Source organism: Dyella humi, from assembly GCF_044904605.1.
Taxonomy (GTDB): Bacteria; Pseudomonadota; Gammaproteobacteria; order Xanthomonadales; family Rhodanobacteraceae; genus Dyella_B; species Dyella_B humi.
This window is the reverse complement of record NZ_JADIKI010000023.1, coordinates 464627-490703: the sequence shown is the minus strand read 5'-3', so window position 1 is coordinate 490703 and position 26077 is coordinate 464627. Positions and strand designations below refer to the sequence as shown.

25 protein-coding genes are annotated in these 26077 nt (G+C 62.4%); 18 read left to right on the top strand and 7 right to left on the bottom strand.

The genetic code is table 11. The features are described from left to right. The first annotated feature begins 118 nt into the window (after positions 1 to 118). From ISP18_RS13485 to ISP18_RS13435, 11 genes are all read left to right on the top strand, one after another. Entirely contained in the window at positions 119 to 1177 is a 1059-nt protein-coding gene (locus ISP18_RS13485) for a pilus assembly protein PilM (protein ID WP_380012723.1), read from the top strand. Further along, entirely contained in the window at positions 1177 to 1878 is a 702-nt protein-coding gene (locus ISP18_RS13480) for a PilN domain-containing protein (RefSeq protein WP_380012720.1), read from the top strand. Before ISP18_RS13485 ends, ISP18_RS13480 begins: the two co-directional genes overlap by 1 nt. Next, a complete protein-coding gene (gene pilO / locus ISP18_RS13475; RefSeq protein WP_380015837.1) occupies positions 1875 to 2543 on the top strand; it encodes a type IV pilus inner membrane component PilO in 669 nt (222 codons plus the stop codon). Before ISP18_RS13480 ends, pilO begins: the two co-directional genes overlap by 4 nt. Continuing rightward, on the top strand, positions 2540 to 3073 hold the full coding sequence (locus ISP18_RS13470; protein ID WP_380012717.1) for a pilus assembly protein PilP: 534 nt from the start codon (positions 2540 to 2542) through the stop codon (positions 3071 to 3073). Before pilO ends, ISP18_RS13470 begins: the two co-directional genes overlap by 4 nt. 55 nt (positions 3074 to 3128) lie before the next feature. Continuing rightward, positions 3129 to 5291 (top strand): type IV pilus secretin PilQ, encoded by a 2163-nt coding sequence (gene pilQ / locus ISP18_RS13465; RefSeq protein ID WP_380012714.1) that lies wholly within the window; start codon positions 3129 to 3131, stop codon positions 5289 to 5291. Between the two features lie 126 nt (positions 5292 to 5417). Continuing rightward, a complete protein-coding gene (locus tag ISP18_RS13460; protein ID WP_380012711.1) occupies positions 5418 to 6413 on the top strand; it encodes an AAA family ATPase in 996 nt (331 codons plus the stop codon). Then, positions 6410 to 7342, top strand: coding sequence for a DUF58 domain-containing protein (locus ISP18_RS13455; RefSeq protein ID WP_380012708.1), 933 nt, complete (start codon positions 6410 to 6412; stop codon positions 7340 to 7342). The genes ISP18_RS13460 and ISP18_RS13455 overlap by 4 nt, the downstream gene beginning before the upstream one ends. Then, entirely contained in the window at positions 7339 to 7842 is a 504-nt protein-coding gene (locus ISP18_RS13450; protein ID WP_380012705.1) for a DUF4381 family protein, read from the top strand. Before ISP18_RS13455 ends, ISP18_RS13450 begins: the two co-directional genes overlap by 4 nt. Further along, entirely contained in the window at positions 7835 to 8812 is a 978-nt protein-coding gene (locus ISP18_RS13445; protein WP_380012702.1) for a VWA domain-containing protein, read from the top strand. Before ISP18_RS13450 ends, ISP18_RS13445 begins: the two co-directional genes overlap by 8 nt. Next, on the top strand, positions 8809 to 10731 hold the full coding sequence (locus ISP18_RS13440) for a tetratricopeptide repeat protein (RefSeq protein WP_380012699.1): 1923 nt from the start codon (positions 8809 to 8811) through the stop codon (positions 10729 to 10731). Before ISP18_RS13445 ends, ISP18_RS13440 begins: the two co-directional genes overlap by 4 nt. Continuing rightward, positions 10728 to 12464: a BatD family protein gene (locus ISP18_RS13435; RefSeq protein WP_380012696.1), complete on the top strand. Its 1737-nt coding sequence runs from the start codon at positions 10728 to 10730 to the stop codon at positions 12462 to 12464. Before ISP18_RS13440 ends, ISP18_RS13435 begins: the two co-directional genes overlap by 4 nt. On the opposite strand, the gene ISP18_RS13430 is transcribed toward ISP18_RS13435, so the two are convergent. Continuing rightward, positions 12451 to 12972: an O-acetyl-ADP-ribose deacetylase gene (locus ISP18_RS13430; protein WP_380012693.1), complete on the bottom strand. Its 522-nt coding sequence runs from the start codon at positions 12970 to 12972 to the stop codon at positions 12451 to 12453. The genes ISP18_RS13435 and ISP18_RS13430 overlap by 14 nt on opposite strands. A gap of 44 nt (positions 12973 to 13016) precedes the next feature. On the opposite strand from ISP18_RS13430, the gene ISP18_RS13425 reads away from it, so the two are divergent. Continuing rightward, positions 13017 to 13517 (top strand): MarR family winged helix-turn-helix transcriptional regulator, encoded by a 501-nt coding sequence (locus tag ISP18_RS13425; protein ID WP_380012690.1) that lies wholly within the window; start codon positions 13017 to 13019, stop codon positions 13515 to 13517. A gap of 55 nt (positions 13518 to 13572) precedes the next feature. Here ISP18_RS13425 and ISP18_RS13420 read toward each other — a convergent pair whose 3' ends face one another. The 3 genes from ISP18_RS13420 to ISP18_RS13410 form a co-directional block, all read right to left on the bottom strand. Continuing rightward, positions 13573 to 15015, bottom strand: a complete 1443-nt coding sequence (locus ISP18_RS13420; RefSeq protein ID WP_380012688.1) for a M20/M25/M40 family metallo-hydrolase — start codon at positions 15013 to 15015, stop codon at positions 13573 to 13575. An 89-nt stretch (positions 15016 to 15104) separates the two neighbouring features. Beyond that, positions 15105 to 15506: a large-conductance mechanosensitive channel protein MscL gene (mscL, locus tag ISP18_RS13415; protein WP_380012685.1), complete on the bottom strand. Its 402-nt coding sequence runs from the start codon at positions 15504 to 15506 to the stop codon at positions 15105 to 15107. An 80-nt stretch (positions 15507 to 15586) separates the two neighbouring features. Continuing rightward, on the bottom strand, positions 15587 to 16273 hold the full coding sequence (locus ISP18_RS13410) for a fumarylacetoacetate hydrolase family protein (RefSeq protein WP_380012682.1): 687 nt from the start codon (positions 16271 to 16273) through the stop codon (positions 15587 to 15589). A 21-nt stretch (positions 16274 to 16294) separates the two neighbouring features. On the opposite strand from ISP18_RS13410, the gene ISP18_RS13405 reads away from it, so the two are divergent. The 5 genes from ISP18_RS13405 (at position 16295) to ISP18_RS13385 (ending at position 21089) form a co-directional block, all read left to right on the top strand. After that, positions 16295 to 16489, top strand: coding sequence for a hypothetical protein (locus ISP18_RS13405; protein ID WP_380012679.1), 195 nt, complete (start codon positions 16295 to 16297; stop codon positions 16487 to 16489). Between the two features lie 68 nt (positions 16490 to 16557). Further along, positions 16558 to 17793 (top strand): efflux RND transporter periplasmic adaptor subunit, encoded by a 1236-nt coding sequence (locus tag ISP18_RS13400; protein WP_380012676.1) that lies wholly within the window; start codon positions 16558 to 16560, stop codon positions 17791 to 17793. 99 nt (positions 17794 to 17892) lie between these two features. Beyond that, positions 17893 to 18579 carry an ABC transporter ATP-binding protein gene (locus ISP18_RS13395; protein ID WP_380012673.1) on the top strand — a complete coding sequence of 229 codons (687 nt, stop codon included), beginning with the start codon at positions 17893 to 17895 and terminating at the stop codon, positions 18577 to 18579. A gap of 10 nt (positions 18580 to 18589) precedes the next feature. After that, positions 18590 to 19759, top strand: a complete 1170-nt coding sequence (locus ISP18_RS13390; protein WP_380012670.1) for an ABC transporter permease — start codon at positions 18590 to 18592, stop codon at positions 19757 to 19759. Next, the gene (locus tag ISP18_RS13385) at positions 19740 to 21089 is read left to right on the top strand and encodes an ABC transporter permease (protein WP_380012667.1); all 1350 of its coding nucleotides are present in this window, start codon (positions 19740 to 19742) and stop codon (positions 21087 to 21089) included. Before ISP18_RS13390 ends, ISP18_RS13385 begins: the two co-directional genes overlap by 20 nt. Positions 21090 to 21130: 41 nt before the next feature. Here ISP18_RS13385 and ISP18_RS13380 read toward each other — a convergent pair whose 3' ends face one another. After that, positions 21131 to 22570: an MFS transporter gene (locus tag ISP18_RS13380; protein ID WP_380012664.1), complete on the bottom strand. Its 1440-nt coding sequence runs from the start codon at positions 22568 to 22570 to the stop codon at positions 21131 to 21133. Positions 22571 to 22654: 84 nt separating this feature from the next. Between ISP18_RS13380 and ISP18_RS13375 the strand changes: the two genes are divergently transcribed. Then, positions 22655 to 23530, top strand: a complete 876-nt coding sequence (locus tag ISP18_RS13375; protein ID WP_380012661.1) for a LysR family transcriptional regulator — start codon at positions 22655 to 22657, stop codon at positions 23528 to 23530. Positions 23531 to 23533: 3 nt separating this feature from the next. Here ISP18_RS13375 and ISP18_RS13370 read toward each other — a convergent pair whose 3' ends face one another. Beyond that, the gene (locus tag ISP18_RS13370) at positions 23534 to 24922 is read right to left on the bottom strand and encodes a short-chain fatty acid transporter (RefSeq protein ID WP_380015835.1); all 1389 of its coding nucleotides are present in this window, start codon (positions 24920 to 24922) and stop codon (positions 23534 to 23536) included. Positions 24923 to 25033: 111 nt separating this feature from the next. Further along, positions 25034 to 25948: a drug/metabolite exporter YedA gene (gene yedA / locus ISP18_RS13365; protein WP_380012658.1), complete on the bottom strand. Its 915-nt coding sequence runs from the start codon at positions 25946 to 25948 to the stop codon at positions 25034 to 25036. Between the last annotated feature and the right edge of the window lie 129 nt (positions 25949 to 26077).

Sequence of the window (26077 nt, the reverse complement as noted above, 5' to 3'; positions counted from 1 at the left end):
GCCAAAAGTCTCGAAGAAGATCGCGTAGGCCGTTGCTATTGCATTAATTTTTCGATCTAATGACCCGGCAATCCTGCCAGTATCTGGCGGAAGCGCCAGGGGTCAAGGGGGAATCATCGTGGGGCTCTTCACACCCAAGAAGCCGCCGCTCGTGGGCGTCGACATCAGTTCGACGGCCGTCAAGCTGCTGCAGCTCAGTCAGGCAGGAGGTCGCTATCGCGTGGAGCACTACGCGATCGAGCCGCTGCCCCCTAATGCCGTGGTCGAAAAGAACATCGTCGAGGTCGAGGCGGTGGGCGAGGCGGTGCGCCGTGCGCTCGCGCGTTCCGGCGCCAAGATCAAGCACGCGGCGGCGGCGGTGGCCGGTTCGGCGGTGATCACGCGTATTGTACCGATGCCGGCGGAATTGTCAGATGAAGACCTGGAAGGTCAGATCCAGGTCGAAGCGAACCAATACATCCCGTACCCGATCGAGGAAGTCAGCCTCGATTTTGAGGTACTCGGGCCGGTGCGCGACAACCCCGAAATGAACAACGTGCTGCTGGCCGCGTCGCGCACGGAAAACGTGGACATGCGCGTGGCCGCACTGGACCTGGGCGGCTTGACCGCACAGGTGATCGACGTGGAAGCGTTCGCGATGGAGAACGCCTTCACGCTGATCGCCGACCAGTTAAACGTCGGGCGTGATGCGCTGGTGGCGGTCCTCGACATCGGCGCCACCATGACCACGCTGTCGGTGCTGAAGAACCAGCGCACGATCTATTCGCGCGAACAGGTGTTCGGTGGCAAGCAGCTCACTGACGAAATCATGCGCCGCTACGGCCTTTCCTATGAGGAAGCCGGTCGCGCCAAGCGCAAGGGTGGGCTGCCCGAATCTTACGAAACCGAAGCGCTGCAGCCGTTTAAGGAATCGCTGGTGCAGCAGATCAGCCGCCTGCTGCAGTTCTTCTATGCCGGCAGCGAGTTCAGCAAGGTCGACCAGGTAGTGCTGGCCGGCGGCTGCGCCTCGATCGAAGGCATCACCTCGATGCTCGAAGAGCAGCTTGGCCTGCCGTGTGTGGTGGCCAATCCGCTGGCGCGCATGTCGCTCTCCAGCCGAGTGCAGGCGCAGTCGCTGACCCAGGATGCGCCGGCGCTGATGATCGCGGTCGGGCTCGCCATGAGGAGTTCCGACTGATGGCACGCATCAACCTACTCCCTTGGCGTGCCGAGCGCCGCAAGGTCCGCCAGCGCGAGTTCTTCATGCAGCTCGGCGCTGCCGCCCTGGCAGCCGTTGGCGTGATGTTCCTGTGGTGGTTCTGGATGGACATGCGCATCGACAACCAGAACGATCGCAACGCCTATCTGCAGGATCAGATCAAGCAGGTGGATGCGCGCCTGGCCAAGATCCAGGATCTGGAAAAGGTCCGCGCGCAGTTGCTGGCGCGCAAGCAGATCATCGAGCAGTTGCAGGCGAACCGCGCGCAGATGGTGCATCTGTTCGACGAGCTGGTGAAAACCGTTCCGGGCAGCGTGCGCGTGACCTCGATCAAACAAAATGGCGACCAGATGGTGCTGGGCGGCGTGGCGCAATCCAATGCCAGCGTGGCCGACTATATGCGCAACATCGAAGCCTCGCCGTGGATGGGGCAGTCCGATCTCAGCAAGACCGAGAACAGTCACGATTCCTCGCGCATGCCCTTCAGCTTCGGCCTGACCGTGGCGCTATCCAAACCCAAGGATGACGGCAACGGGCAAGGCAGTGCGGTACCGGCTTCGTCGAGCACCAGCGCCGCCGCACCGGCACCGCTGACTACGCCTGCCGCTACGACGCCCTCTGCAACCGCGCCTGTACCGGCCAAGCCGGGTGCCGCGCCAGTCAAGGGAGGGGCCAAATAATGAAACTCCTCGACGATCTGCGCAGTCTGGACCGCAACAACGTCGGCGGCTGGCCGAAGTCGGTCAAGACGTTCTTTACGGTGCTGCTGTTCCTGGTGATCGTACTCATCGGTTGGTACGTGGTGATCAACGATCAGCAGGACCAACTGCAGACGCTGGCGGGCAAGGAAGAACAGCTCAGGAGCGAGTTCTCCGAGAAGCAGGCCAAGTCAGTCAATCTCGAAGCATTGCAGCAGCAGCTGGATGAAATGAAGGACATGCTGCGCCAATTGCTGCGCCAGCTGCCCAGCAGGACAGAAATGCCCGAACTGCTGGTGGACGTGTCGCAGACGGCGTTGTCCGCCGGCCTACAGCAGGAACTGTTCCAGCCGGGCACCGAAGTCCCGAAGGATTTCTACGCAGAGAAGCCGATCCAGCTGAAGATGGTCGGCACCTACCACCAGTTCGGTGCCTTCATCAGCGGCGTGGCCTCGCTGCCGCGCGTGGTGATCCTGACCATGCATGACGTGTCGCTGACGCCGCTCAATCCGCCGGCCAAGGGTTCCGAACCTGCTTCCAACCAATTGCTGGTGCTGCAGGGTACGGTGAAGACCTATCGCTACCTCGACGATTCCGAGACCGGTGATACGGCGGGCAAGGCGAAGAAGCCCGGAGGGCGGAAATGAGAGTCATGACTGCCATGAAGCCGGCACGCCTCGCGAAGCTGTCGCTGATGGTCGCCACGGCGCTGATGCTCGGCGGCTGCACGCGCGGCATGTCCGATCTGCGCGACTGGGTTGCGCAGGAAAAAGCCAAGCGCGGTGCACCGATTCCGCCGCTGCCGGTGATCAAGACCTTCGAGACCTTCAACTACGCCGACCAGGACAAGCGCGACCCGTTCAGCCCCAGCCAAGACGAGCTGAACCAAGGCAGCGGTCCCCGTCCGGATGAAGGTCGGCCAAGACAGCCGCTCGAAGCCTACTCGCTGGATAGCCTGAAGATGGTTGGCACGATCGGTGCCGGTGCCACGACAGAGGCGCTCATCAAAGATCCGGGTGGCGTGATCCATCGCGTGCACATCAACGAATACATGGGCCAGAACTACGGCCGTGTCACCGCCATTTCCGGTGATCACGTCGACCTGGCCGAATTGGTTTCCAACGGCAATGGCGGCTGGATGGAACGTCCGGCCAGCATCGCGCTTGAGGCGAAATAGGAATACAGGGGCTGATGCAATGACTAATCCCAACCAACCAGTCCGGAGTCGTGCCATGCACCTGGCCAGCCGTTGCCTGATGACCGTTATGGTGCTGGGCGCAGCCGCCTGGGCGAACGCCGCCACTGCGGCCAGTACGCTGCAGAACATCACCTACAAGACGCTGCCGGGGGGCCGTGTCGAGCTGCGCATGAGCTTCGATGGCAGCCAGGTGCCGCAACCCAACATCTTCACCACGGAAACGCCACCGCGCATCGCGATCGATTTTCCGGATACCAGCAATGACGCCGCTCGCCACCAGGACATCGGTGTGGGTACCACTACAGGTGTGTCGGCCATTGCTGCCGGTGGACGCACGCGCGTGGTCGTCGAGCTGATGCAGGCATCCTCATACAAGTCGAGCGTGGAAGGCAACAGCCTGGTGCTGGTGGTCAACAACGGCACGCTGTCGCAGCCGGTCACCACGGCCGCCACGATCGATCCATCCAAGGCGTTGCCTTCGGCGATGAGCGGCCCGGCTATCAGCAACATCGACTTTCAACGTGGCGCCAACGGCTCCGGCCGCGTGCTGATCAACTTCAGCGGTTCCGGCGCGAACGCAAACATGCATCGCCAGAACGGCAACGTCGCGGTGGACATCACCAATGCCCAACTGCCGTCCGCGCAGGCCCAACGGCTGAACGTGCTTGACTTCGCTACGCCGGTGCAGTCGATCTCGCCGAAGTCCACACCCAATGGCGCGCACGTCGACATCGCTTTCAGCGGCGATGTGGAAACGTCTTCTTACCAGACGGCCAACCAGTACGTCGTCGAAGTGACGCCGAAGAAGCAGGATTCGAAGAACACCAATCCCGCTTCGGAAGCGCAACCGGTCTACACCGGCAGCCGCGTTACCTTCAACTTCCAGGACATCCCCGTGCGCTCGGCCCTGCAACTGCTGGCTGACGTTTCGGGGCTGAACCTGGTGGCTTCCGATACGGTGGGCGGCAGCGTCACGCTGCGCTTGGTGAATGTGCCGTGGGATCAGGCGCTGGACGTGATCCTGCGCGCCAAGGACCTGGACAAGCGCCGCGACGGCAACGTGATCTGGATCGCGCCGCAGAAGGAGCTGGCTGACTACGAGCAGAGCGTGGCCGATGCGCGCTTCAAAGCACAAGACACCGCGCCGCTGGTCACTACCTACATTCCAATCAGCTATGGCAAGGCGCAGGATATTGCCAAGCTGCTGACATCCGGCGCTCAGCAAAGTGCGGTTGGTGGTGCCACCGCAAACGGCGCGGCCGGCCAGCATCGCGGCTTCCTCTCGCCGCGCGGCAGCGTCACTTTCGATCTGCGCACTAACACTTTGCTGATCAACGATACGGCCGAAAAGACCGCCGAGCTGCGTGCACTCGTTGCGCAGTTGGATCGTCCAGTACAGCAGGTGCTGATCGAGTCGCGCATCGTTATTGCGACGGACCAATTTGAACGTGACTTGGGTGTGGCCTGGGGTATAAACGGCAATCGCACCAATCCAAGTGGCCAGGTTCTGCAGGTTGGCAGCGCGATCGGTTCCACGCAAGGCACTAACAGCTCGCCTACCACGCTCGGCTCAGGTGGTTTGAACGTAAACCTTCCGGCCAGCCCCACCACCGGTACCGCTTCTACACTCGCTGCGGCCATCCTCGGTAAGAACTACGCCTTGGATCTCGAACTGTCCGCTGCGCAAACTGAAGGTCGTAGTCAACTTGTTTCCAGCCCACGTGTGATTACCGCTAATCAGCAGGAGGCGGATATCCGCCAGGGCCAAGAAATCGGTTATGTCACGTACCAAAACAGCACCAGCGGTGGTGGTGCCAGCGGTACGGCCACCGTGGCGTTCAAGGATGCTGTGCTTGAGCTGAAAGTAACGCCCACCATCACGGCGGATAACCGGGTCTTCCTGGCGATCAACGTGAACAAAGACTCGTTGAACAAATACATCACTGTTCCCGGTAGTGGTCAGGTGCCAATCATCGATACGCGATCGCTCAACACCTCCGTACTGGTGGATGACGGCCAGACCGTAGTACTGGGTGGTATTTACGAGATCAGCAAGACCGACGCGGTCTCCAAAGTACCCGGCCTGGGTGACATTCCCGGCCTTGGAGTGCTGTTCCGCAACACTCAGCGCATCAACGACAAAGACGAACTGCTGATCTTCGTCACCCCGCGCATCCTCAGCGACAGCCTGCAATAAGCGCGGATTCACGCAGTAAACAAGGGGCGGCCAGTGTGCCGCCCCTTTTGCTTTGCGGTACGAGACGCATCAAACTTTCCTACCCAGCTGTGGTCTTACACCCACCAAGCAGTACAGGATTCTCGGATGGACATGCCCCAAATCCCCACGCCCGGGCATCTGCAACAAGCCTTTTTCCGCCTTCGCGATGACCTCCGGCAGCAGATCATCGGCCAGCCACGGCTGATCGACTGCCTGCTAATTGCCCTGCTGGCGGATGGCCATCTCCTGGTTGAGGGCGCACCGGGCCTGGCCAAGACCACCGCGGTGAAGGCCCTGGCCAGCCGCATCGACGCCGACTTCCATCGCGTGCAGTTCACGCCGGATCTATTGCCCGCAGACCTCACCGGTACCGACGTATTCCGGCCGCAATCGGGCAGTTTTGAATTCGAACGTGGCCCACTGTTTCACAATATCGTTCTGGCCGACGAGATCAATCGCGCGCCCGCGAAAGTGCAGTCGGCACTGCTGGAAGCGATGGCGGAGCGGCAGATCACCGTGGGGCGCAACACCTGGCATCTGCCTGAGCTGTTCATGGTGATGGCGACGCAGAATCCGATCGAACAGGAAGGCACCTTCGCGCTGCCGGAAGCGCAATTGGATCGCTTTATCATGCACGTGACGATCGGCTATCCCGACGCCACGGCCGAACTGGCGATCCTGCGCCTTGCGCGGGAACAGGCCAGCAAGCCTGCAAATTCGATCGATCAAACGCTTGCATCGGTATCACAGCAAGAAGTATTCGCTGCGCGCGAAGCCGTATTGGGCGTACACGTGGCGCCTGCGCTGGAGCAGTACCTCGCGCAATTGGTGTTGGCCACGCGCGATGCGGGGCGCTATGGGCCCGAGCTGAAGCGCTGGATCGCCTGGGGTGGCAGCCCTCGCGCCACCATTGCATTGGATCGTTGTGCTCGTGCTCACGCATGGCTGAGCGGTCGCGACTTTGCACTGCCGGAAGACGTGCATGCCGTGGTGTACGAAGTGCTGCGCCATCGCGTGCTGCTCAGTTACGAAGCAGAGGCCGAAGGCATTCGCAGCGAAAAAGTCATCAATCGTTTGCTGGATCTCGTTCCCCTGCCGTGAACGCCGTCGCATCGAGTCAGGCGGATGGCGACGGACGCGTCCGCGTATCGCTGGCCGAGCTGATCGCCTTGCGCGGTCGCGTCTCGCGTTTGCGCGTGCCGCCGCAGGACAGCCGTGCCATGCACGTCGGCGCGCAGACCAGCCGTCTTTACGGCCGCGGTATGGATTACGCCGAATCGCGCGCGTATCAACCTGGCGATGATGTGCGCCGCATGGATTGGCGGCTGACTGCGCGTCTCGGCCGCCTGCATACCAAGCTGTTCCAGGAAGAGCGTGAAGGGCAACTGCTGATTCTGCTCGACCAGCATTCGAGTATGCGCTTCGGCACGCGTGTGCGCTTTAAATCCGTGCAGGCCGCGCGTGCTGCGGCGTTGGCCGCATGGTACGCGGTGAAAGCCGGCGAGCGCGTCGGGCTGATGGCATTCGGTGAAAGCCACTATCTGCAGCGTCCGCGTGGAGGCGTGCGTGGCGCGCTGGACGTATGCGGCATGCTGGCCAAATGCGATGCAACGGTTTCAGGACAGAGCCAGTCGCTGTCGCAGGCGCTGCAGCACGTGATCAAGCTTCAGCGCGGCGCCAATCGCGTGTTGCTGATCAGTGACGGCCAAAGCAGCGATGAAGTAGCGCGCGATCGCCTGCTTGAAATGATGCGGCACACCGCGGTGCGTCTACTTATCGTTGCCGATGCGTTGGAACTTGAACAGGTTCCGGCGGGAAGCTATCCCATCGAGCATCATGGCGAACGGCGTCAGCTCGTTCTGCAATCGCAGGCTCAGCGTGAAGCCTTTCAGCAACGTCTCGGCGAAGGACAAGCACGGCTCACCGCCATGGCGACGTCGCTGGGCATTCCCTACCGCATCATCGATACCGCCGCCGATCCGCTGGATGCAGTAGGCGCCTTGCTGCGCAATGGGGGAGGGCGGCGATGAGCCAACAGCCTCCGCAAGCGTCAAGCGAACTGCCGCTGCGCGACATCCATCTTCCGCCTGATCCACCGTGGTGGCCGCCGGCGCCGGGATGGTGGGTGTTGTTCGTGATGGTCTGCGCAGCGCTTGTATTGGGGTTTGTGCTGTTGCGCCGGATACGCCGCGCGCGAATCTGGCGCGAACGCGTGATGGCCGAGATTCGGCAGTTGGCCGATCGCCATCCCAGCGATGACGCTGCCTACGCTGCAGCCTTGCATCAGCTTCTGCGTCGTGCCGCGTGGCGTTACGCGGTGGATGCGCATCATCTGCAAGGCGAACCATGGCGACGCGTGCTGGCGCAGGTGCCGGTCGATGCCGCCACGCTCGACACGCTAATGACACTTGAAGCGAGCATGTATCAGCCGGGCGCCACGTTCGATCGCGTTGCGATGGAAGAAGCCGTGCGCCGCTGGTTGCAGGCGGCATGGCGGCGCATGAAACCGTTGGAGACGGGTCATGCCTGAATTCGCATGGCCGTGGGTGTTCGTACTGCTGCCGTTGCCGTGGGTAGCGTGGCGCGTCTTGAAGCCGGTCTCGCCCGGACAGGCGTTGCGCTTGCCGCATGCGTCGCTGTCGTGGAGCGCGGGCAAGCATGTGTCCGCGGGCAGCACGGCATCGTGGCTGCTGGCATTGGGCTGGCTGAGTCTGCTCGTGGCTGCTGCCCGACCGCAGACGCTGGGGCCACCGCAGGCGCAAATGCATAGCGGTCGCGCGATGATGCTGGCCGTCGATCTGTCCGGCAGCATGCAGACGCCCGACATGGTGCTTGGCGGGCAGCAGCTCAGCCGCTTCGGCGCAGTGGAAGCCATTGCCGGCGATTTCATTTCCCGCCGCAGCGGCGATGAAATCGGCCTTGTGCTATTCGGCACGCGCGCGTTTCTGGTCACGCCGCTCACCTATGATCTCAGTGCCGTGCGCGCGCAGTTGCAGAGCGCCGTCGTCGGCTTGCCAGGTACAGAAACCGCGATCGGCGATGCCATTGCGGTGGCGGCGAAGCGCCTGGCCGCATTGCCGGAACAGGCGCGCGTGCTGATCCTGTTGACGGATGGCGTCAACAACTCAGGCAGCATCTCACCACAGGATGCCGCGCGCGCCGCGAAAGCTGCCGGCGTGCGCATCTATACCATCGGCGTTGGTGCTACGCGCATGGTCGTTCCAGGGGTGTTTGGCGATAGCGTGGTTAATCCGTCCGCCGATCTGGATGCGGACATGCTCACTTACATCGCGCATGAAACCGGCGGCCAGTTCTACCGTGCAACTGACGGCGACCAGCTCGCCGATGCCTATCGCGCCATTGATGCGCTGGAACCTTTGCCGCAACATGGCCCTACGTTCCGCCTGCATCACGAACTGTTTCGCGTGCCGCTCGCGCTTGCAGGGGCCTGTTTGCTGCTCGGCTTGCTGTGGCCACGCTGGAAGAGCGTCGGCGCATGAGCGAGGCTCTGCATCAATTCCATTTTCTGCAGCCGGTATGGCTGCTCGGTCTGCTGGGCTTGCCGCTGCTATGGTGGATCGGTGCACGCGGCGATGCATCGCATCGCGCGCTCAGCCGTCTGGCTGATCCGGAACTGCTGCCGCATCTGGTAAGCGGTCAGGCGCGGGAGGCACGTTGGCCATTGGGCTTGCTGGCCCTGGGATGGGCCTTGGGCGTGTTGGCCTTGGCCGGGCCTACCTGGAGCCGCATCACCGAGCCGATGTTTGCCGATCGCGCCGCACAGGTCGTCGCCATTTCACTGTCGCAGCATATGCTCGTGCACGACGTGCCTCCAAGTCGCATGGAGCGAGCACGCTACAAGGCGCGCGATCTGCTGACGGCCAACAAGGATGGCTTGAATGCATTGATCGGCTACGCCGGCCAATCCTTCGTCGTGGCACCGCTGACTAGTGATGCGCGCAGCCTGGATGCGCTGTTGGACGCGATGTCACCGGACGTCATGCCGGTCGATGGCGACAATGCCGCGCAAGCCATCGAGCAGGGCGTAAAGCTGATTCACGATGCCAAGCTGAGCAACGGTTCGATCGTGCTGATTACGGACAATGCCGATACCGCAGCGCAGGCCGCCGCGCGCGTCACGCTGTCCTCTGGGGTGCGCGTGTCCGTATTGGGCATCGGCACGGCACAGGGCGCGCCCGTGCAGCAGGCGGACGGCAGCTTCGCACACGACGACCAGGGCAATATGGTTGTGGCGCAACGCAACGACCAGGACTTGCGAGCGCTTGCCGAAGCAGGTGGCGGACGTTACATGGCGATGACTGCGAATGGCGATGATGTTGCCGCCTTGCACAGCATGTTGCAGCCCACGCAGCAGGCATCGATAGCCGAAGGACAAGTCGGCGATGTATGGCAGGACCGTGGCCCCTGGCTGCTGCTGCCATTGCTGCTGGTTGCGGCGATGGCATTCCGCCGTGGCTGGGTCTTGCTGCTGCCTCTGGTGTTGCTGCCCATGTTGCCCAGCACCGCCAAAGCATCCAGCTGGCAAGACTGGTGGCAGCGTCCGGATCAGCAGGCGGCCAGCGCCTTACGACAAGGCGATGCCACCAAGGCGCAGCGGCTGGCGCAGGATCCCGCATGGCGCGGTGCGGCGGCTTATCGCGCGAAGGACTACGCGGCTGCGGCGCAAGCACTGCAGCAGGCCAAGGGCGGCGATGCGCCATACAACCTAGGCAATGCGCTTGCCAAGCTCGGCCGCTATCCCGACGCGATCAAGGCTTACGATCGCGCGCTACAGCTTGACCCGCACAACGAGGACGCGCGCGCTAATCGCAAGGCCGTGGAAGAGGCGATGCGCAAGCAGCAAGCCTCGTCATCGCAGCAACAGCAGCAGTCGGGCGGGCAGAGCGGGCAGAACAATCCGAGTGGCCAGAACGGGCAATCCTCAGGCCAGCAGCAAGGCTCCGGCCAGGATGCGCAGAACAAGAACGGCCAGAATCAAAGCGGTCAGGACCAGCAGCAAAACCCGCAACAAAACGGTTCGCAGAATTCGTCCTCGGCGGGCGATCAGCAAAAACAGGACGCCCAGCGCGAGTCAAACGGATCGTCTGCACAGAACAAACCGCGCCAGACACCTGCGCCGGCATCCAGCAGCGAACGCGCGCAAACAGCAAAAGCGCAGCAGGGGCTGCAGTCGCAGATGGACAAGGCGTTGGCCGCCACACAAGCAAAGAAGAACAACGAACCCACGCATGAACTGGGCGCGATCGACAGCGACGATCCGCTGTCCAAGTTGCCCAACGATGTGCGCCGCGATCTGCAGCGCGTGCCGGATGATCCCGGTGCATTGCTGCGGCGTAAATTCGAGCTGGAGTACCGCGAGCGCATGGGTGCGCAGCCGGTGGAAGGAGATCAGCAGTGACGTATCGCTGGTTGTTACTATTTTTCTTACTGCTGCCGTGGTCGGTCATGGCGGCGAATGTGCAGGCAACGCTGGATCGCAACGACGTGCACCTCGGCGAAACCATAACGCTCAACCTGCGCATCGACGGCGCGATGGATGCGAGCACGCCCGATCTCAGCGCGCTCGATCACGATTTCGAAGTGCTCGGCACGTCCACCAACAGCACCCTCAGCATCGTTAACGGCAAGCAGAGCGCGCAGTTGATCATCGGCGTTGCGCTGCGCCCTAAGCACACGGGTGATTTGCAGATTCCGTCGTTGGCGTTGGCGGGCAGCCAAACCAATCCGCTGACCTTGCACGTGGGAGCGCCGGATAGCTCAGCCAGCAAGCATGCCGGCAAGGATGTGTTCGTCGAAGTTTCTGCCAGTCCGGACCATGCTTACGTCGGACAGCAGTTGCTCTATACCGTGCGGCTTTTTTTCGATGTCAATCTCAACAGCGGCAGCCTGGCCGATCCGCACGTTGACGGCGTAGATCTACGCAAGCTCGGCAACGACAGCGACTATGAAGCGGTGCGCAACGGTCGTCGCTACCAAGTGATCGAGCGGCACTATGCGTTGACACCGCAGCGCGCAGGGATGTTGACGATTCCGTCCATCGAGTTTCAGGGCGAAGCAGTCGATCCTGGCAATCCGAACGATCCCGGCGGCTTCTTCAATCCGGGCGGCTTGTTCGGCAACACCACGCCGATTACCGCCGATTCGCAGGAAGTGAAGATCGACGTACAAGCGCCGCCGGCGGATTGGGGCAAGACCGCATGGCTGCCTGCACGCGCGCTGACGCTCAGCGTGGAAGGCTTGCCGAGCGACGACAAGCTCACCGCGGGACAGCCGCTGAACCTGCGCATGCAGGTGGAAGCGCAAGGCTTGCCCGGCGATGCGTTGCCGGAGCTGAGCCTGCCCACCATTGACGGCGCGACGGTCTATCCGGATCAATCCAGCACCACCACGCACGACGACGGCCAATGGCTGACGGGGCGCCGCGAGCGCGGCTTTGCGATCTTTCCACAGCGTACGGGCACGTTGACCATTCCGGAAATCACGCTCACCTGGTTCGACGTGCAGAGCGGGCAGAGGCGAGTCGCGACGATTCCCTCGCATACATTCACCGTGGCGGCCGCGAGCGGAACGCCGGCTGCAGCGTCGTCGGCCGCGCAGCCTACCGGGGTTCCTTCACCTGCAACCGCGAGCAGTGCTGCTGTGCCTGCGCAGGCGGCATCCACATCCACGGCAAGCCCACCGACACCCTGGCGCTGGATCGCCATCGGCAGCATCGCGTTGTGGCTGATCAGCATGGCGGCGTTCTGGTGGTTCTATCGGCGCAAGCGGCAACCAGCATCTGCCGTAACGGCGCATGATGCTGGGCGTGTCGATTCGGCGAGGGCGTCGCGTCAAGCGTTTTTGGACGCGGCGCGAAGCCATGATCGCCCGGCACAAGCGCGGCGCCTGCTCGCCTGGGCGAGAGTGGAGCGTCAAGGCTTGCGAAACCTGGGGCAGGTGGCCGACGCCCTGGCTTCCGAGGAGCAACGCGCAGCGATCGAACTACTGCAGCGCGAGCAGTACGCAGGCGCGGCTGCGAAGCAGCACATCGACCTTGCCGCGACGTTCGCCGACGGCTTCGCGTGGCGCCAGGAAGGCAAACCCGAAACGGATTCGCCGTTGCCGCCGCTCTATCCGTTCAAGCTTGATTGAGCGCGTCGCGCCAGATCGACGCCATGCGCTCGTCGTAACAGCAAAGCTGCACGTCCATCGCGGTGTGTGCAGCTAGCGCGTCGTGCAAGCTTGTAATTGCTACGCGCGCCGCCTGTTCCGGCGGATAACCGTAGACACCGCAACTGATGGCCGGAAAGGCGATGCTTCGAACATCGTGCTCGGCAGCCAGTGCGACGCACGAGCGATAGCAGCGCGCCAAGAGTTTGGGTTCGCCATGCTGACCACCTTTCCACACGGGACCGACCGTATGGATCACATAGCGTGCACGCAGCGCGAAGCCAGCCGTGATGCGCGCCTCGCCGGTCGGGCAGCGCACGCCGGGCGCCACTTGCGGCAAAGCTCTGCAAGCTTCCAGCAAGCTAGGCCCCGCAGCACGATGGATCGCGCCGTCCACGCCGCCGCCGCCCAGCAAAGCAGAGTTGGCCGCATTCACGATGGCATCTACGGCGAGTCGGGTAAGGTCGGAGGTGACAACGCTAATGGGCATAATTCGGCTTATGCTTGCACAACGTGTTACTGGGCGATTGCATCATGCCAAAGACGGAAGACATTTCCTTCGGTTACTTGCTGAACGACATCACCTTGCTGTTTCGCAAGCATTTTGACCGGCGCGCAGTGAAATTCGGTTTGACGCGAGCACAGTGGCGCGCCACCAAGATGCTGTACCACCGTGAGGGCCTACGCCAGACGGAGCTGGCCGAATTCCTCGAAATGGAGCCGATCGCCGTGGGTCGCGTGATCGACCGCCTGCAGGCCGCCGGCTTCGTGGAGCGGCGTCCCGATCCCAAGGACCGTCGTGCCTGGCGCCTATACACCACCGCGCAGGCGAGCGGGGTGATTGACGATATGGAGCGTATCGCGCGCGAGCTGCGCCGCGAATGCACGGCCGGCGTCAGCTATGAGGAAATGACGCAGGCGATGGATGTGCTGACACGGTTGAAGGAGAACCTGCAGGCGCTCGATGTCGCTGAAACGCCGGTGGAATTCAATGGAGATGCCGAGGTCCCCTCTTCCCTTCAGGAAGAGGGATAGGTTGGCAATTTTAGGGTTCGTCGCCCCGGCGTTCACCGGGACGACGGAAGAATCCTCAATCCTCAGCCCCATCATGCGCAAACGCGCTGGGCGCTGAGCCGAAATTCCCATCCGCCTGCGCGGCCATGTAAGAGAACACGGCGTACACCGCTACGTTCTGCGCCAACTGTTTTGGATCGATCTTGTCCAGCGTGTCGTTGGGCGTGTGGTGCCAGTCGAAGTAGTACGTGCCGTCCTGCGTGAGGGTGAGCGCGGCCATACCCTTGCCGTGCATCTGCGATAGATCCGAACCGCCGCCACCTGGCTTCTTGGTGTCATAGCTCACGCCGAGCGGCGCCAGCACCTTGGCGATCTGCTGGATGGCGCCACGCGCTTCGGGTTTCACGCTGGCACTCATCCGCCACACGGGGCCGGCGCCAAAATCCGACTCGGTGCCGAGCTGGAACGTGCTCACCTCCGACGCATGCTTGTCGGCGTACGCACGACCGCCCCACAAGCCCATCTCTTCGTTGGCGAACGCGATCACCCGGATGGTGCGGTCGGGACGCTGCGGCAGATCGTGAATCACCTTGGCTGCACCCACCGCGATGGCCACACCTGCGCCATCGTCGATCGCACCGGTGCCCAAATCCCAGGAATCCAGATGGCCGCCAATGGCGATCACCTGGTCGGGATATTTGCTGCCGGTGATCTCGCCGATCACATTTGCGCCGGTGTACTGGCCTTCGATGCCGCAATCCAGGTCGAGCTTCACGGTGACGGGCTTGCCGTAGGCCAGCACGCGCTCGAGTTGATCGGCGTCAGGATTCGACAGCGCAGCGGCGGGAATCGCCTTGGCTGGATCGGTGAAGCCGGTCACGCCGGTGTGCGGCGTGCGGTCGTTGGCATCGGTACCGGCCGAGCGCAACAGGTAGCCGGCGGCGCCTTTCGTCTGTGCGATCACCGGGCCCTGCACGCGGATCGGCGAGCCGATGCGGCCGTAGTCCAGCCCATCTTTGTGTCGCTGCATGCGTTCGCCGATGTAGACGATCTTGCCTTTTACGCTGGCCGGGTCGGCGGCCTTCAAAGCATCCAGGCTGGCGAACTGCACCACTTCCGCGGTGAGGCCACCCTTGGGCGTACCTGGCGAATAGCCCAGCGCGGTAAGCGTCAGCGGCTGCGGAAAGGGCGCCACGATGGCGCCGTGTTCGCTACGGCGCACCCACAGCGGGTAGGTCACCGATTCGGTATAGACCTTGTCGAAACCCAGCGCCTTGAATTTCGCGATCATCCAGTCACGGCCGCGCGGATCGTTCACCCCGCCGGCAAGACGCGCGCCCACTTCGGTGGTCAGACCTTCCACTACCTTGTAGGCGGTGTCGTCGTGCAAGGCCTTGTCGCGCAGCTGTTCGGCCGTCTGCACCGCGGATGCGGGAATGGTGGTGGGCGCATCCTTGGCGTAGGCGAATCCGGTAGCCAGCATCAGGCTGGCAGCGAGCAGGGTGAGGGAGGGGCGCATCGGTGACTCCTGGTGACGAACCCCGGATTATGGGGCTCGCCTCGGACCGTGCTTAGGCCGAAAGTCATGCTCGACTTGGCGAACGCAGCTTATTGCTTGTTTTTTAGCAGGTCGCGAATTTCCGTCAGTAGCACTACGTCCGGCGGCGTGGCAGCGGCGGCCTTGGTGTAGAACCGATTGAGGACCTTCACCAGCAGGAAGATCGCGAAGGCCACGATCACGAAGGCGATGATGGCGTTGATGAAGCTGCCGTAGGCGAGGGCCACTTCGGGAATCTTGTGTGCCGGGTTGCTGTTGTCCGCCGCCCGGATCACCAGTTTCATGTCCGAGAAATCGATACCGCCGGTAATCCAGCCCAGCGGCGGCATGATGACGTCGTTCACCAGCGAGGTGACGATCTTGCCGAACGCCGCACCGATCACTACGCCCACCGCCATGTCGACCACGTTGCCGCGCATAGCAAATTCTTTGAATTCCTGCAGCATGCTCATTGTCGTCTCCCTTGGGTTGTGCGCCGAATGGCGTGAACTTTAATGCATGAGCGCGATGCGAAACGGCATGTGCCAGTGCATCACACGATTCGCCCTTCCAGCACGGCGATCTCTTGCAGTTCCGCGCGAAAGCGATCGCCGCGCTGCAATGCCGCTACACCGGCAGGTGTGCCGGTGAAAATCAGATCGCCGGGCTTCAACTCGAACAGCGTCGACAGCACCACGATGATGTCCGTCACGCCATGCACCATCTCGCCGAGCTGCCCCTGTTGGCGCAACTCGCCATTCACCTCGAGGCTGATGCGTGTATCGGCGTGGGGCGCCGCTTCGCTCGCCAGGCACAAGGCGGAAACCGGCGCGGAATGATCGAATGCCTTGGCCACGTCCCAGGGATGGCTCTTGGCCTTGGCGATGGCCTGCAGATCGCGCCGCGTGAGATCGAGCCCCACGCCGTAGCCGAAGATCGCCTGCGTTGCCTGCGCGGCATCCAGGTTCCGGCCGCCAGCCTTCAAGGCCACCACCATCTCCACCTCGTGGTGCAGGTCCGACGTGGCCGAGGGGTAGGGCACGTCCGCGCCATCCGCAACCACGGCGTCCGCAGGTTTACAGAAGAACATCGGCGCCGAAGCATCGACAGTGGCCCCCATTTCACGCGCGTGCTCGGCGTAATTGCGGCCGATGCAGAAAACGCGGCGGATAGGGAAGCGTTCCTCGCGGCCGATGACTGGGAGGCTGGGGATGGCAGGAGGATCGATGACATAGCGCATGGCAAAAAGGGTAGCAGCTTCATGCACCTGCCTGGCAAGAAGCAGGCTCTGGCAGGTATAGATTTGTCAGCACTTGCCGCGCGCCGCGCCGCCAAGTCAGCAAGCCGCAAGCGAAAATGCGCAGCCTATGCGGTCTTTGCGGCGGACACGGGCATTGTCGATTTCAGGCCCGCCCGCACGTCATTACACATGACAGGTGTCATCGGCATGGGTTGATGAGCGCACGTAGCAGGACGTGGCCGGGGCCATTATCGTGCGCGCATCGGGGACAACAGGACAAAAGCGTGAGCAATACCGATCTTCTGAAGGAACTACGGATCGAACGCCACCAGCGTGAAGATCACGGACATGGGTCGGGACGCTGGCCGTGGATCGTCGGCGTCATCGTGCTGGTGCTGCTCGTGTTGAGTGCCGGTGGCTGGTGGTGGTTCAGTCATCGCTCCATACCTGTACGCACCGCCCAAGCCGTGGCAGCCGCCAGCGATCCTGCCGCGGGCGCCGTGTTGCAGGCCACCGGCTATGTCACCGCACGCCGCCAAGCCACCGTTTCCGCGCAGATCACCGGCACTCTCACCGAGTTGCTGATCGAAGAAGGCGACCGCGTCAAGCAAGGCCAGATCCTGGCCAAGCTGGACGACAGCCAATACAAGGCCGCGCTTGATAGCGCCGTTGCGCAAGCCAACGCGGCCCATGCACTGGTAAACCAGTACCAGACGCAACTGGCGCAGAACCTGCGTGATGCGACGCGTAACGAGTCGCTGGCCGAGCGTGGTCTGATTTCCAAACAAGCCGCCGAACAATCACGCACGCTGGCCACCAGCACACGCGCGCAACTGGTCTCGCAGCAGCGGCAGGCCGCGTCCGCGGATGCGCAAGTGGTCGAGGCACAGGTGAATTTCGGCTACTGCCTGATTCGTGCGCCCTTCAACGGTGTGATCACCACCAAAGATGCACAGGTGGGCGAAGTCATCTCGCCGTTCTCCGCTGGCGGCGGCTTCACGCGCACTGGCATCGGCACCATCGTGGATATGGATTCGCTGGAAGTGGACGTGGATGTCAACGAGGCCTACATCGGCCGCGTCACACCGAACATGCCGGCCGAAGCGGTGCTCGACGCCTACCCCGACTGGAAGATTGCCGCACACGTCATCGCCATCGTCCCAGCGGCCGATCGCGGCAAGGCGACGGTGAAAGTACGCGTGGCGATGGAACAAAAGGACGCGCGCATCGTGCCAGACATGGGCGTGCGCGTGTCCTTCCTGGAAGCCAAGCCCACCGTCGCTGCGCAGGCGCCCAAAGGCGTGTTGGTACCGGCCAAGGCGATCGTGAAGCGCGATGGTAGCGACAGTATCTTTATCGTTGCGAACGGCAGAGTGCACCGGCAGACCGTGCAGCCTGCCACGCAGAACTACGGCGACATGCGCTTGGTTCCCGCTTCGGTGAATGCGGGCGACAGCGTCGTGATATCGCCGCCGGACGATCTGCACGACGGCGCGGACGTAAGCGTGCAATCACAATAGAACCATACCTCTCCCTGCTTGCAGAGGGAGGCGGACAAAACAAACGGCGCTGCTTTTTTCATGCGCAGCCCCAACAGTTCCACTCGGGAGGATGTAGCTATGCATACGTTGATCGAGATTCGCGATCTTTCCAAGGTTTACGAACGCGGCCGGCAGAAAGTGGAAGTACTGCATCACATCAACCTCAACATTGCCGAGGGCGATTTCCTGGCATTGATGGGGCCGTCCGGTTCGGGCAAGACCACGCTGCTGAATCTGGTAGGCGGACTGGATACACCGACGGGTGGCAGTATCAGCGTGGGCGGGCAGCGCATTGACCAGTTCGGTGCTGGCGCGCTGGCACGCTGGCGCGCCTCGAACGTCGGCTTTGTGTTCCAGTTCTACAACCTGATGCCGATGCTGAGCGCGCAGCGCAACGTGGAGCTGCCGCTATTGCTGACCAAGCTGTCCGCGGCGCAGCGGCGCAAAAACGCATCGATCGCTTTGCAACTGGTCGGCTTGGCCGATCGCGCGTCGCACAAGCCAAGCGAGCTTTCCGGCGGACAACAGCAGCGCGTGGCGATTGCGCGCGCGATCGTTTCCGATCCGGGTCTCTTGGTATGTGACGAACCCACGGGCGATCTGGACCGTCAATCGGCGGAAGAAGTGCTCGGCCTGCTGCGTCAGCTCAATCGCGAACACGGCAAGACCATCGTGATGGTGACGCACGATCCGAAGGCAGCCGAATACGCCGATCACACGTTGCATCTGGACAAGGGCACGCTGGTCGAGCAGGCCACGGCCTGAGGAGCTTGCGATGAAATACCTTCATCTCATCTGGGCAGCGCTGTTCCGGCGCAAGACCCGCACGATTCTTACTCTGGTATCGATCGCCGCCGCGTTCCTCCTGTTCGGCATGCTGGATGCCGTGCGCACGTCGTTCGATCAGGCGGGTAAAAGCGCCAACGGCGCGCAGCGTCTGCAGACTGGTTCGAAGCTGTCCTTCATCGAAACGTTGCCGCAGGGCCTGGGGGAGCAGATTGCTCGGGTGTCTGGCGTGAAATCGGTGGCATATTCCAACTGGTTCGGCGGCGCGTATCAGGACCCGCACAATCAGGTGTTCACCTTCGCGGTCAGCGACAACTACACCGACCAATATCCGGAAGTGGCCGTGACCGACGAGGAGCGCAAGACCTATCTGGAAACGCGCACTGGTGTTCTGGTGGGCGACAAGTTGATGGAGAAATACCACTGGAAGGTGGGCGACCAGATCCCGTTGCAGTCGAACATCTTTCCGCAGCAGAACGGCAGCAAGAACTGGACCTTCAACATCGTTGGTGTCATGCACCCCAAGGAAGCGAGTGCCGGCTTTTACAGCCAGATCATTCTCATGCACTGGAAGTATTTCGACGATAGCGTGGCGAAGGGCTACAACGGCGGCAGGGTGGGCTGGTTCGTTACGCGCGTGAACGACGTGAACCAGGCGGATCAGGTGGCCAAGGCCATTGATGCGCTATCGGCCAACTCTGATCACGAAACCCGCACGCAGACCGAAGCAGCTGCTACGGCATCGTGGATGAAACAGTTGGCCGACATCGGCCTGATTGTTGGCTCGATTATGGGCGCGGTGTTCTTCACGTTACTGCTGCTGACTGGCAACACGATGATGCAAGCTGTGCGCGAGCGCACGTCAGAACTGGCCGTGATGAAAACCCTGGGTTTTTCCGATCACAGTGTATTGGCGATGGTGTTGGCCGAATCGATCCTGCTGGTGTTGCTTGGCGGCGTGATCGGTATCGGGCTGGCGGCCTTGTTGATTCCCGGCGTGAGCGCAAACAGCGGCGGCATGTTGAATCTGCCGACAGTCGGCGCAAGCAGCTGGGGGCTGGGCATTGGCCTGATGTTGGTGATCGGCATGGTGGTGGGCGCCATACCCGCATGGCGTGCGATGCGCTTGAACATTGTCGATGCACTGGCCGGCCGCTGAAGGGAGCACAGTCATGAAATTTCTTTTCAATGTTGGCGTGGTGTTGGCACTGGGCGTTGCTCTGTGGATTTGGGGGAAGGCGCCTTGGTACGCAGTGATAGCGTTAGCCGTACTGTTTGTGGCGTGGCTAATATTCAGCCGTCGCGGCCAGCAAGCGGCTTCGGTCACCGGCGTGGGCATCAGTACGCTCAGGCAGCGTCTGGGTTCGTCATCGGTGGTCATCGTCGGTATTGCCGGCGTGGTCGGCGTGTTGGTGGCGTTGTTGGCCATGGGCGAGGGCTACAGCGAAACGCTGCGCAAAACCGGCAGCGACGATACCGCCATGGTGCTGCGCGGCGGTTCGGCCAGCGAAGTCAGCTCCGTGATGAGCCGCGACAGTATCGTGGTCATCAATCAGGCGGCCGGCGTCGCGCGCGACAGTCAGGGCAAGCCCATCACCTCCGGTGAAATCGTGGTGGCGGCCAATCTGCCGGTGAAGGGCGGTGCGCCGGACGAAGAAGGCAGCGTGCAGTTGCGCGGTGTGGGCGACGGTGCCTGGGCTTTGCGTCCCAATCTGAAAATCATCGCCGGACGCAAATTCCAGCCCGGCATGCGCGAACTGGTGGTGGGGCAGGGCGCGCAGCGACAGTTCGCGGGGCTGGAGCCGGGACGCGAAGTAAAGCTCGGTACGCAAACTTGGAACGTGGTCGGCGTGTTCGCTTCCGGCGATGCCTTGGATTCGGAAATCTGGGGTGATGGGGATGTGGTCGCCGAAGCCTACCGGCGCGGCAGCAGCCGCACCTCGGTGGTGGTCAAGCTTACCGACGCCAAGGCCTTCGATACCTTCAAGGCGGCGCTGGTGGGCGACCCGCGCCTGCAGGTGGACGTGGATACCACGCTCAACTACTTCAGCAAGCAATCCGAAGGTATGAGCAAGGTGATGCGCATCATGGGCATGACGGTGGGCACGATCATGGCGATCGGCGCGATCTTCGGCGCACTCAACACCATGTTCGCTGCCGTCGCTGCACGCGCGCGCGAAATTGCCACGCTGCGTGCGATCGGTTTTCGAGGCATGCCGGTGGTGGTGGCAGTGATGCTGGAAACCATGTTGCTGGCGCTGATCGGCGGCTTGATCGGCGGTGGCCTGGCTTGGCTGATCTTCAATGGCTGGACTGCCTCCACCCTGGCCACCGGTACTACCGGGCAGCTTGCGTTTACCTTCAAGGTGACGCCGGGGCTGATGTGGGAAGGTTTGAAGTCGGCGCTGGCGATCGGTTTCGTCGGCGGTCTGTTTCCGGCCTTGCGCGCGGCGCGTCTGCCGGTGACGACGGCATTGCGCGAGTTGTGATCGACGCAGGTTGGGGTGAGCGACGTGGCTCACCCCAACCGTCAATCGAGCGTTACCACGGGTACTGCATGCGTGCTGCGTCGCGTTGTTCGCCCAAGTGCAAGCGATAGCAAAGTGATCGCTACGAGCGCTGCCACATTGCAGCTAAGGCCGGTGGTAAATGCATGCGCATAAGCCATTACTCCGCTCTGTCCATGTAGCGCTGTGTAAAACACGCCGCCGATGATCGCCACGCCCAGCGCTGCGCTGATTTGCAGAGCCGTGATCACCATGCCGGAGGCAAGTCCTGCATGATGAGTGTCTACGCCGCTGATGACCGTTCGGATAAGTGCAGGCATTGCCACGCCGAATCCGAAACCGGCAAGTACAAGCCCCGGAACCAACGTGAAATGCGGCAGCGCGTGCAGCATCGCGGCAATGACAAGCCCGAAGCCAATCGCCTGGCATGCGCACGATAGCGTGAGCGTGCGGTGGCCGAGCGCTTCGATCACACGCGGTGCGATCATCGATCCGCAGAAATAGCCGACGGTGAACGGTACCGTCGCCAAGCCAGCCTGCAGCGCGCTGTATTGCAGGCCGCTCTGCAGATACACCGCGTAGGTGAGGAAAAACGCGGAAGTGAGATAAAAGCCCAGTGTGATGAGAATGCCCAGTGAAAAATCGCCTTCGTGGAACAGCCGCACATCCATCAACGGCGAGCCGCCACGCCCGGCCACACGCATCTCCAAGCGCACGAACGCGATGAACATCACGATAGCGCCGGCCAGCATCACATAGGTCCATGCCGGCCATCCTTGCTCGCGGCCTTCCACCAACGGATACACCAGTAGCGCCAGAGCGATCGACAGCAGCGCGACGCCGCCCAGATCCAGCCGCACGGCATGCGTGGCACGTGATTCGCGCAACAGCATCGAGCCACACAGCAGTGCACCGATGCCCACCGGCAGATTCACCAGAAAGATCAGTTGCCAGCCAAGCCCCCACCAATGTGCCGATACCAGCACGCCGCCGAGCAATTGCCCAAGCGTCGCGGCAACGCCGAACGTTGCCGCATATAGACCCAGCGCTCGCGGCTGTTCGGCCTGTGGAAACATCACCCGGATCGATGCCAATACCTGCGGCGCCAACGCAGCCGCGGCCATGCCTTGCACCATCCTGCCAGCCAGCAATGCCTGTGGCGACCATGCCAATCCGCACAGCAGCGAGGCGAGCGTGAACCCGCCGATGCCGAGCAGGAACATCCGCCTGCGACCGTACAGATCACCCAGCCTTCCACCGGTGATCAGAAACACCGCATACGTTGCTGCATAGGCCGAGATCACAAACTGCAGTTGCGCGGCGTTCGCATGCAGCGCGGCACGGATCGACGGCAGCGCCACGTTCACGATGAAGAAATCCAGCGGCGGCAGGAACGCGCCCGTCAGCAAAACGGGTAACGCCAACCATCGTCGCGGATCGCCCGCGGCGTCGTGGGTATTCATGTCTTGCTCCTGGATTAAACGAGCTTGGCACCCATGCTAGTCCGGGCCTAAGATAATGAAAACTCATAGCTAGATATTTCAGTCATGACTATTGAAAATGGATATCTGCAGCGGCCGCTGGATCTTGACGCCGTGCAAGCCTTCGTGCTGGTGGCCGATCTCAACAGTTTCACGCGCGCGGCCGAGGCGCTCGATACCACGCAATCGGCGGTCAGTCTGAAGTTGAAACGACTGGAAGACCGGCTCGGGCGCCGCCTCCTCGAACGCACGCCGCGGCGCGTGAAGCTGTCGTCTGAGGGCGCGGAGTTTCTCGGTGCCGCACGCGAGTTGCTAGACGCGCACGAGCGAGCTGTGAACGGACAGGTTGCCGCTCGGCTAAGCCTGCGCATTGGCATCAGCGACCAGGCCGCCGGCATGGAATTGCCGGCGCTGCTCGCCAAGCTCGGCGCTTACGATCGAACGCTGCGCTTGGAAGTGCGCATTGGACCTTCCTATGGACTGCTGGGCGCGTACGACCGTGGCGAAATCGATGTTGCGATCGTATGTCGAGACAACGCGCGCGCTGATGGCGAACGCCTGTTTGTCGAACCGTACAGCTGGTTCGCATTGCCTGATTGGGAATGGCCGCGCTCGGAACCCTTGCGCATTGCGTCGCTGGCGTCGCCATGCACTGTCCGCGCAATGGCGCTGAAGACGCTCGACGAAGCGGGCGTATCGTGGACCGAAGTGTTCGTCGGTGGCGGTCTGCCAGCTGTAGCAGCCGCTGCATCAGCGGGATTGGCGGTGGCACCGTTGCCGCGGCGGGTCTGTCCTACCAATGTTGCCGATGTCGGCGAACGCCTGGGCTTGCCGAAATTGCCACCTACCGAAGTGATGCTCTACAACCGCACCACCGAGCCGCGCACGCGCGAAGCTGTGCGTATTCTCGTCGCGGCGTTGCGCGCAATGGTTGCCGGTTGATGCTCAGGGCATCACCGGCGGTACGTACTGCAAAGTAAGCCCGAGCAACCACAGCAGTCCCAGCACCAGCGGTACGTGCACCGCCAGTTGGATGAAGGTGAAGCCCACCACGTCGCGTGCCTTCAAGCCCAGAACGCCCAGCAGTGGCAGCATCCAGAACGGGTTGATCAGATTCGGCAGCGCCTCGGCCGCGTTGTAGACCTGCACCGCCCATCCCAGGTGCACGTGCAGATCGTTCGCTGCCTGCATCACGTACGGCGCTTCGATCAGCCACTTGCCGCCGCCCGATGGCACGAAGAAGCCAAGCACGGACGAATACACACCCATCACCAACGGAAAACTGCCGGTGGAGGCGATATGCACGAACAGACCTGACAGTCGATGCGCGAGCGTTTGGCCATCCAAACCCGGCGCGTGCGTCAGCAGCGCGGCAATACCTCCATAGAGCGGAAACTGGATCAGCACACCCGCGGTACTAGGCACCGCACGCGTCACCGCATTGAGAAAACTGCGCGGACGCCAATGCAGCAGCAGGCCCACAGTAAGGAACAAAAAGTTGTAGGTATTGAGATTGGCGATGGCGGTAACGACGGGTTTGCTGGCGAACTCGTGACCGAGCCAGCCCAGCCCGAGCAGGCCGATCAAGACGGACAACGCGGGGCTGTATTCCAGCCATTCGCCGGGACGGTTGCGCGGTGGCAAGGCTGGCGTGGAACTCTCCACTGCATCGAAGTCCTGTGCCGTACGCGCCCGCGCATCCGAAGGCGCGGTGAACCAGCAGATCACCAGCGATACCAGGATCAACACCGAGGTCAGCACCATCGACTGCCACAGAAAAATCGTCTGACTGAAGGGCAGAATGCCGGTGATGGAAAGCAGGCCCGGCGGCATGCTTTTCGGATTTGCCTGCAACTGCGCTGCGGATGAAGATAAACCCATCGCCCACACCGCGCCAAGGCCGAGATAAGCCGCCGCGCCTGCCGCGCGATAGTCCATGCGCAAGGCTTCGCGTCGCGCCAGCGCGCGTACCAGCAAGCCGCCGAACACCAGCGAAAAACCCCATGACAGTAACGAGGCGAGCATGCTGATCAAGCCCACAAAGCAGATCGCACCGCGTCCGGTGCGCGGCACGCTGGCCAGTAAATCGATAAAGCGCGCCACGATCGGCGCGGTCGCCACCACGTAACCGCCGATCACCACGAAGGCCATCTGCATGGTGAAAGGAATCAGGCTCCAGAATCCGTCGCCGAAGGCATTGACGGTCACCGCGGGCGTGGTGCCGAAGCCCAACACCACGGCAGCGACCACGATCACGCCCAACGCCGCAAAGACCCATGCATCGGGAAACCAACGTTCCGCCCACGCAGCGCTGCGCAGGGCAGCGCGTGCCATCCAGCCGTCGGTTGCGTTGCCCATAGCCGCGTGCCCCTTTTAGGAATGCGGCTATGGTGATGCGATCTCACGGGCGGCGGCAAGGGGCCGCGCGTGTCGCTTCCATGGCAATCAATGCGCGCGCTTTTGCCGTGCGAACGTGATGATGCCAACGCCAAGCAGAATGACGGCCATGCCGGCCAGATCGTACGGCCCCACTTTTTCACCCAGCAGCAGCACGCCGAACAGCACGGCCACCGGCGGATTGACGTAGGCATAGCTGGTCGCGAAGGCAGGGCGCGCGTGCTTGAGCACGTACAGATAAGCACTGAAGGCGACCAACGACCCGAACACCACCAGATACCCCGCCGCCAACGTGGCGCGCAGCGTGGGATGTGCGGGCAGTTTTTCGTCGCTCAGGAATCCGGTGATAAGCAAGGCGACGCTTCCGCACAGCATTTGCGTGGCGGTGTTCATCATGCCATTGGGCATGTCCTGCCGACGGCTCCACACTGAGCCGAACGCCCATGCGGCCGCGGCAATCAACAAGGCGATGGCGCCGATGTGCGAACCGGACAATGCACTGCCGAGATTCAACACGATCACGCCGACAAAGCCGATCAGCAGGCCCGTCGTTTCCGCTTTGGTCGGCCAATCGCCGTAAAGGCTCGCGAAGATGGCGGCGAACAAGGGCATGCTCGCCACGGCGACCGCGGAAATGCCCGAGCTCACGCTTTGTTCGGCGTAGCACACCAAGCCGTTGCCGAAGCCCAGTAACAGCACACCGGTGAACGCCGCGTTGCGCCACTGGCGCGCGCTCGGCAGCGGCGTGCCGCGCAAGCGCAAGTAACCGAACAGCAGCAGACCGGCCACGGCGAAACGCAACCCCGCCAGCAAAAAGGGTGGATAGCTTTCGAGCGCGACGCGTATACCTAAGTACGTGGAACCCCACACGATGTACAACGCGAGCATCGCCAAGGGCACCCACGCACCCGCGCGGCTCTTGTCGCTTGCGGCGGCAAGCGTGTTGGTAGCGGAGTCGTTCATGAGCGGGGATAGAGAGGGGCAGGCGTAACGATACCTGCATGCAGGGCGTTGCAGTAGCGAAAGCCTTGCAAGCTAGTGTTGATCGGGAGTCAATGTGCCTGCAGCGCATCAATCCCCCCTCTCCTCCGG